Genomic DNA, 5,507 nt, shown 5'->3' with positions numbered 1-5,507 from the left:
GATTTCGTCGTTGGCCTGGGCCAGCAGTTCACCGGTCGAGGCATCGACCACGTCGTGCGACAGGATGCGGCCGACGATGTAGTCGTCCGGCACGGCCAGGGCGGCAATGCCCGAGGCTTCCAGCTGCTTGATGTGGCGCGCGGTGATGCGCTTGCCGGCTTCCACGATGACCTTGTCGCCGTCGGCGAGGTCGAAGCCCAGGGTTTCGCCGCGCAGGCGCTCCGGCACCAGCTCCAGCTGGACGCCTTCATCCGGGTTGATGTGGAAGGTGTTGATCTCGAAGAACTCGGCCAGCATCTCTTCGTTGCTGTAGCCAAGCGCACGCAGCAGGATCGACACCGGCAGCTTGCGGCGACGATCGATACGGGTGAACAGCGCGTCCTTCGGGTCGAACTCGAAGTCCAGCCAGGAGCCGCGGTAAGGAATGATACGGGCGCTGTACAGCAGCTTGCCCGAGCTGTGGGTCTTGCCACGGTCGTGGTCGAAGAACACGCCCGGCGAGCGGTGCAGCTGCGAGACGATGACGCGCTCGGTGCCGTTGACGATGAAGGTGCCGTTGTCGGTCATCAGCGGGATTTCGCCGAGGTAGACCTCCTGCTCCTTCACGTACTTGATGGCCTTGGTCGACGACTCGCGGTCGTAGATCACCAGGCGCACGGTCACGCGCAGCGGCGCACCGTAGCTCATGCCACGCTGACGGCACTCACGCTCGTCGAAGACCGGATCGCCCAGCTTGTAGCCGACGTATTCCAGGGCAGCATTGCCGCTGTAGCTGGCGATCGGGAAGACCGACTTCAGTGCAGCGTGCAGGCCGTGGTCCGTGCGCTTGGCCGGATCGACGTTTTCCTGCAGGAATTCACGGTAGGAATCCACCTGGATGGCGAGCAGGAACGGCACTTCGAGAATCGAACGCTGCTTGCCGAAATCCTTGCGGATACGCTTTTTTTCGGTGAACGAATAGGACGTCATGAGGTCTTCCACCTTGTTGTGCGAGTCGTGCGCCCACGACCCGAAGGGAACTTGAAATTGTCAGTTGGAAGTCGCTGGTATTGCCGGCACCAGCACGCCTTCTCCCGCTACTTCCAACTGCCAACTCGTCTGCATCCACTCCCCCGCCGCCGCGCCTTGCGCTGGCCGGCCAGGGTTTGACCGCAGCCCGTGTTGGGCTTTTTCACCGTATTTCCGTAGAACCGCGCCACGATTGGCTGGCCCTACAACAACGACCAAAGGCCGGGGGCTTACGCCCCCAGCCTTGGCTGCATCGCCGGATTTCGATGGCGACGCAATGGAAGTGCTTACTTGACTTCGACAGTCGCGCCAGCAGCTTCCAGGTCCTTCTTCATCTTCTCGGCTTCGTCCTTCGAAGCGTTGTCCTTCAGGACGCCGCCGGCTTCGGCCAGGTCCTTCGCTTCCTTCAGGCCCAGGCCGGTGATGGCGCGGACGGCCTTGATGACTTCGACCTTCTTGTCGCCAGCGGTCTTCAGGGTGACGACGAATTCGGTCTGCTCTTCAACGACGGCAGCCGGGCCAGCCACAGCAGCGGCGACCGGAGCAGCGGCGGAGACGCCGAACTTCTCTTCGATGGCCTTGACCAGCTCCATCACTTCCATCAGGGACTTCTCGGCGATGGCGTCGACGATCTGTTCGTTGGTAAGGGACATGATAATTACCTTTGGATGTTTTTCTGGATTGAGGTTCCGTCAGGAACCACGATTAGTCGAAACTCAGGCGGTCTCGGCGGCCGGTTCAGCAGCGTCGGCGGCGACGTCGCCACCATTCTGCTTGTCGCCGATTGCCTTGATGGCGCGGGCGAACATCGTGACCGGCTCGGTCAGGACGCGTGCCAGCATTGCCAGGGCCTGGTCGCGGGTCGGCAGCGAGGCCAACACGTCGACATGGCTTGCCGGGAACACTTCGCCGCCGATGGCGACGACCTTGGCCTGCAGCTTGTCGTTGCCCTTGGCGGCATCCTTGATCAGGCGACCGGCAGCGCCGGGCTCCTCAAGCGAGAACGCGTACAGCAGCGGACCAACGAGCTTGTCCTGTGCACATGCGAACTCGGTGCCTTCAACAGCACGCGAAGCCAGGGTGTTCTTGACAACTTTCAAGAAAACGCCGGTTTCACGAGCCTGCTTACGCATCGCGGTCATCTGAGCGACCGTGGTGCCAGCGTATTCGGCTGCGATCAAGGAGTGGGCCTTGGCGGCGATGTCTGCCAGCTCCGCGACTACTTCTTGCTTCTGGGACAGATTGAGAGCCATTGCACTCCTCCGATTGAACTCCGCTTACGGCTCCTGCCGTGTGCGGTCCTGTGCGGCATCCGTCCTGGACGCCGGGAACATCGGAATGATGTTCCGGGGGGTGGGCCGTTCTAGACCTGGAGTGGGCCAACCTGGGTAACCCCAGACGTGCGTGAACCAGAAAAACTCCAGAAGGGCACCATCTACGCAGGGTGATTCCGGGGAATCGATTAAGCGTTCGTGGCTGCTCCGGCGGCGACTCCCTGCCAAATCGAGCTTCCGTGCCCGTCGCCGGCATACCACGACCGCACCTGCGGTCTTTGACGGCTACCACCGGCGATGGGTTGCCGGCGATGCCTTCAAATGTCACGACCGTGGGACCCAAGGGACCCGCGATCGCTTGAAACGATTACTTCAGGCTCAGCGACGACTGGTCGACGGTGACGCCCGGGCCCATCGTCGAGCTGACCGACACCTTCTGCAGGTACAGGCCCTTCGAGGTGGCCGGCTTGGCCTTGATCAGGTCCAGCAGCAGCGCGGTCAGGTTCGACTTCAGCGCGTCTTCGGCGAAGTCGGCCTTGCCGATGGTGCAGTGGATGATGCCGGCCTTGTCGGTGCGGTAACGCACCTGACCCGACTTGGCATTCTTCACAGCCTCACCCGGGTTCGGGGAGACGGTGCCGACCTTCGGGTTCGGCATCAGGCCGCGCGGGCCCAGCACGGTACCCAGCTTGCCGACGACGCGCATTGCGTCCGGGGTCGCGATCACGACGTCGTAGTTCAGATCGCCGGCCTGCATCTTCTCGGCCAGGTCGTCCATACCGACGGCTTCGGCGCCAGCGGCCAGGGCTTCATCAGCCTTGGCACCGGCCGGAGCGAAGACAGCGACGCGGACCGACTTGCCGGTACCAGCCGGCAGCACGGTGGAGCCACGGACCTGCTGGTCGGACTTCTTCGCGTCGACGCCCAGGCGCACAGCAACGTCGATCGACTCGACGAACTTGGCCTTGGTGGCGGTCTTCAGGATGTTGATTGCGTCCTCGAAGGCATACGCCTTACCCGGGACAACGGCGGCCTTGATGGCCTTTTCGCGCTTGTTCTGTGCCATCTGATTAACCCTCCACCACGAGGCCCATGGAACGGGCAGAGCCAGCGATGGTACGCACGGCGGCGTCCAGGTCGGCGGCAGTCAGATCCGGTTCCTTCGCCTTGGCGATCTCTTCCAGCTGCTTACGGGTGACCTTGCCGACCTTCTCGGTGTTCGGGCGCTTGGAGCCCGACGAGATGCCAGCGGCCTTCTTCAGCAGCGTGGTGGCCGGAGTGCTCTTGGTGATGAAGGTGAACGTACGGTCCGAATAGGCCGTGATGATCACCGGAACCGGCAGACCCGGCTCGAGCTTCTGCGTGGCAGCATTGAAGGCCTTGCAGAATTCCATGATGTTCAGGCCGCGCTGACCCAGCGCAGGACCGACCGGCGGCGAGGGGTTGGCCTGACCGGCCTTCACCTGCAGCTTGATATAACCGACAACTTTCTTTGCCATGTGAGTACTCTCCGGGTGCTAGCGCCTTGCGACAACAGGCTCCCCATCGGACCGGGAATCACGCGTCCCGGCATCGCGTTTTGAAATCATGCCGAAGGCCACCTTTCGGTGGCCTCGTCCCGCCAGCTTCCCAACGGGAGCCGCGCAGCATATCAGGTTTTTTCTTCACATGCCTGAAGCGGCATGTGAATACCGATCAGACGGCCTTTTCGACCTGACCGAACTCGAGTTCGACCGGGGTGGCGCGACCGAAGATCAGCACCGAGACGCGCAGACGGCTCTTCTCGTAGTTGACTTCTTCGACGACACCGTTGAAGTCGTTGAACGGACCTTCGGTGACGCGGACCATCTGGCCCGGCTCGAACAGCACCTTCGGACGCGGCTTCTCGACGCCTTCCTGGACACGGTTCAGGATCGCTTCGGCCTCGGAATCTGCGATCGGCAGCGGACGATCGGCGGTTCCGCCGATGAAGCCCATGACGCGCGGGGTTTCCTTGACCAGATGCCAGCTTTCGTTGTCGATGCGCGGAATGCCCGCTTCTTCGTGGGTCTCGATCTGGACCAGCACGTAACCCGGGAAGAACTTGCGCTCGGAACGGCGCTTCTGGCCGGCGCGCATTTCGATCACTTCCTCGGTCGGAACCAGGACGTCGCCGAAGCGCTCTTCCATGCCGTCACGGACGATGCGATCGCGCAGAGCCTGCGCCACCGACTTCTCGAAGCCCGAATAGGCGTGAACGACGTACCAACGCTTCATGCATTTCTCCTTAGCGGCTCAGGAACCACTGAGTCAGTTTCTGGATGAAGAAGTCGAACCCACCCAGCAGCAAGCTGAGGATCAGGACGACGACAATCACCACCCAGGTCATGCGAATGGCTTCCTGACGGGTCGGCCAAACCACTTTACGCAGTTCGAAACGCGACTCGGAGAGGAATTCGCGGGTGTCGCGCCCCTTGCCGGTCAGCATGAACACGCCGATACCGCCAACCAGGCCGACCACGACCGCCAACGCACGCAGCTGACCCGCCCACGTGCCCAGCTGGGCAGCGCGACCGGAGTCGGCGGAGAACCAGAACCAGACGAACAGACCTGCCAGCACCAGCAACGATGCGAGGACGTACTTGACGATATCCCCGCCTTGCGCGGAGGTGTCCTTGGAATGTTCGATCTTGCTATTCATCAGGCTGTGTCTGCTTTAGCGGCAGGGCCGCTGGGTAAGGTGGCAGATGGCACGCCAGGAGGGACTCGAACCCCCAACCTGCGGTTTTGGAGACCGCTGCTCTGCCAATTGAGCTACTGGCGTACGTAGAAAACTTGCCTTCCCTTAGACGGCGAAGGCGGACCGAGGTTCCCGGCCCGCCACTCGCCAGACCGGCAGCGCTATGCGACCGCCGGCATGCAGGCTTACTCGAGGATGTTGGCAACCACGCCAGCACCGACGGTACGGCCACCTTCGCGGATTGCGAAGCGCAGACCAGCGTCCATGGCGACCGGGTTGATCAGGGTGACAACCATCTTGATGTTGTCGCCCGGCATCACCATCTCGACGCCTTCCGGCAGCTCAACCGCACCGGTGATGTCGGTGGTACGGAAGTAGAACTGCGGACGGTAGCCCTTGAAGAACGGGGTGTGACGGCCGCCTTCATCCTTCGACAGAACGTAGACTTCGGCGTCGAACTTGGTGTGCGGCTTGATCGAACCCGGCTTGGCCAGAACCTGGCCACG

Annotated in this window: 6 protein-coding genes, 1 tRNA gene and 2 pseudogenes; all 9 read right to left on the bottom strand. The window is 62.3% G+C overall.

The annotated features are described in order from the left end of the window. A pseudogene (gene rpoB, locus DBR20_RS20675) lies at nucleotides 1-969 on the bottom strand (DNA-directed RNA polymerase subunit beta); the annotation flags it as partial. Between the two features lie 326 nt (nucleotides 970-1,295). After that, a complete protein-coding gene (rplL, locus tag DBR20_RS20670; protein ID WP_025879347.1) occupies nucleotides 1,296-1,661 on the bottom strand; it encodes a 50S ribosomal protein L7/L12 in 366 nt (121 codons plus the stop codon). Between the two features lie 63 nt (nucleotides 1,662-1,724). Further along, nucleotides 1,725-2,261 (bottom strand): 50S ribosomal protein L10, encoded by a 537-nt coding sequence (rplJ, locus tag DBR20_RS20665; protein WP_089238991.1) that lies wholly within the window; start codon nucleotides 2,259-2,261, stop codon nucleotides 1,725-1,727. Between the two features lie 388 nt (nucleotides 2,262-2,649). After that, a complete protein-coding gene (gene rplA / locus DBR20_RS20655) occupies nucleotides 2,650-3,348 on the bottom strand; it encodes a 50S ribosomal protein L1 (protein WP_089238989.1) in 699 nt (232 codons plus the stop codon). Nucleotides 3,349-3,352: 4 nt separating this feature from the next. Further along, on the bottom strand, nucleotides 3,353-3,781 hold the full coding sequence (rplK, locus tag DBR20_RS20650) for a 50S ribosomal protein L11 (RefSeq protein ID WP_004145248.1): 429 nt from the start codon (nucleotides 3,779-3,781) through the stop codon (nucleotides 3,353-3,355). A 196-nt stretch (nucleotides 3,782-3,977) separates the two neighbouring features. Further along, nucleotides 3,978-4,538 (bottom strand): transcription termination/antitermination protein NusG, encoded by a 561-nt coding sequence (gene nusG, locus DBR20_RS20645; RefSeq protein WP_025879350.1) that lies wholly within the window; start codon nucleotides 4,536-4,538, stop codon nucleotides 3,978-3,980. A gap of 10 nt (nucleotides 4,539-4,548) precedes the next feature. After that, entirely contained in the window at nucleotides 4,549-4,962 is a 414-nt protein-coding gene (secE, locus tag DBR20_RS20640; protein ID WP_089238987.1) for a preprotein translocase subunit SecE, read from the bottom strand. A gap of 47 nt (nucleotides 4,963-5,009) precedes the next feature. Then, a tRNA-Trp gene (locus tag DBR20_RS20635) sits at nucleotides 5,010-5,085 on the bottom strand. Nucleotides 5,086-5,186: 101 nt separating this feature from the next. Continuing rightward, nucleotides 5,187-5,507: pseudogene (tuf, locus tag DBR20_RS20630) on the bottom strand (elongation factor Tu); the annotation flags it as partial.

The organism is Stenotrophomonas sp. HMWF023, from assembly GCF_003060985.1.
GTDB lineage: Bacteria > Pseudomonadota > Gammaproteobacteria > Xanthomonadales > Xanthomonadaceae > Stenotrophomonas > Stenotrophomonas lactitubi.
Note: the sequence above shows the minus strand (reverse complement) of the source record. Positions and strands in the feature narration are given on the sequence as shown.

Excerpts from the sequence above, each read along its gene's own strand:
- rplL (WP_025879347.1), bottom strand. The coding sequence starts at position 1,661 with ATGTCCCTTACCAACGAACAGATCGTCGACGCCATCGCCGAGAAGTCC.
- rplJ (WP_089238991.1), bottom strand. The coding sequence starts at position 2,261 with ATGGCTCTCAATCTGTCCCAGAAGCAAGAAGTAGTCGCGGAGCTGGCA.
- rplA (WP_089238989.1), bottom strand. The coding sequence starts at position 3,348 with ATGGCACAGAACAAGCGCGAAAAGGCCATCAAGGCCGCCGTTGTCCCG.
- rplK (WP_004145248.1), bottom strand. The coding sequence starts at position 3,781 with ATGGCAAAGAAAGTTGTCGGTTATATCAAGCTGCAGGTGAAGGCCGGT.
- nusG (WP_025879350.1), bottom strand. The coding sequence starts at position 4,538 with ATGAAGCGTTGGTACGTCGTTCACGCCTATTCGGGCTTCGAGAAGTCG.
- secE (WP_089238987.1), bottom strand. The coding sequence starts at position 4,962 with ATGAATAGCAAGATCGAACATTCCAAGGACACCTCCGCGCAAGGCGGG.